At 69.3% G+C, this 1,573-nt stretch carries 2 protein-coding genes; both read right to left on the reverse strand.

Annotation, left to right across the window (positions count from 1 at the left end; all coding sequences use genetic code 11):
• The coding region (locus tag MJD61_01395) for a hypothetical protein (protein MCG8553931.1) at positions 1-370 on the reverse strand (370 nt) is incomplete at its 3' end.
• Positions 354-1,573: FG-GAP-like repeat-containing protein (locus MJD61_01400; GenBank protein MCG8553932.1), on the reverse strand; the 1,220-nt coding region annotated here is incomplete at its 5' end. The genes MJD61_01400 and MJD61_01395, both read right to left, overlap by 17 nt.

Here is a 1,573-nt window from a genome sequence, read left to right on the forward strand (position 1 = left end):
GTTGCTCGGCGCGGCTGCCGTCGGGCAGCACGCTGACCGTCTCGCGGTCGAGCGCGTCGTAGTGGCGGAGCGTGTGCGGGGACGCGGGCAGCGGCAGGTCGTAGCCTTGGGCCAACACGGGCTCGAAGCGTTTGGTGACCAGGCCCCGCGGCCCGTACTCGAGCTGGTCCGCCACCACGGTTTGGTTGCCCTCGGCAGTCGATACCGTGCCCGAAGGCCGGCCCAGGCCCTCGACGAAGGCGTGCTCTTCGACCAGCACGTCCTGGCCCGAGAGCACGCGTTGCTTGGTGACCACGCGCGAAAGGGGGCTCGCGAGCAGGTAGTCGTAGGTTTCGCTCGGCCGCTCGTCGCTGTCACCAGGCTCGATCACGGCGCCAAGGCGCGACAGCGCGTCGTAGCGGTAGCGCACTTCGCGCCCTGCCGGGTCGCGAAACGCAGTGGGCAACCCCAGCACCGGGTCGTAGTCGGCTTGAAACTCGAGCGGGCGCGCGGGCTCGGGAAAAACGCGCTCGCGGACCGGAAAGCGATGCGTCTCGGGGTCGTAGTCTCCACACCTCGCTTGCGAGCAGCCGGCCCTTGAGCGCTTCGTCCGTTGCCCCCACGTCAAAGCGCTCGATGCGCAGCGCGGGCTCGACGTGCGCGTCTCCCGGGGCGGTCACGCTGGTTTCGGCAAAGCCACGAAACTGGCGGCTCTCGCCGTCGTAGTAGCCGTCGCGGTAGTTGAAGTGCTGGCTATCGGACCAGCCGCGGCCGTCCGTGGTCACCACTTCGGTCAACAGCTGCGCGGCAATGGGCAGCCGCGTGCTCCAGGGGGCGCCAGCAACGCGGGCCTGTTGGTACAGCTCGCCGCTCGAGCGGTAGCGGAAGCGGTGGGTCTTGCCGAGCCCGTTTTCGATGGTCTCGAGCAGCCTCGGGCGCACCCCGCCCGAAAGGTCCACGTACTTCCAGCTCACCTCGGCGCCGTGGCGGCTGTAGACGATGTCGGTGGTGCCCGAGCCGTTCATGTCGGCTGCACGCACCACGACGCTGGCGGGGTCGGCGCGTGGCATGCCCCGCAGCTCGAGCGGTGGCGCAAACCCGCCGTCCGCTTGCCGGAGCCAGAGCGCGAGCCGCTCGCCCGTGGCAAGGAAAGCATCGACCCGGCCATCCCCATCGAGGTCCGCCAGCTCGACGCGATGCTGGTCCGGGCCTGCGTCGGGCGCGTTTTCGAGCGTGGCCATCGGAGCCCAGCGGCCCCAGCCCATGTGCGCCCAGTAGTGAACGCGCCCGCGCTCCACCAACACCAGGTCCACCAGCCGGTCGCCGTTGACGTCCGCGAGCTTGACCCGCGGGTCCACAAACAGGTTCGGAAGCGACAGCTCGGGGTTTACAGGGCCCGTAAAGACCGCATCGAAGCTCCCGTCACCGCGGTTGCGCCAGTACTCGTAGCGCTCGGCGCTCGTGCGCATGACATCCACGAGCCCGTCGCCGTCGATGTCGATCAGCCGTACCCCGGGCGCTTCGAGCGCGTAGGGAGGGCTTTTCTTCAGGCGTAGCCGATGCTGCCAGCGCCCGTCCCCCTGATTCGGGAAAA

The sequence above is a fragment of the Pseudomonadota bacterium genome (assembly GCA_022361155.1).
GTDB lineage: Bacteria > Myxococcota_A > Polyangia > Polyangiales > JAKSBK01 > JAKSBK01.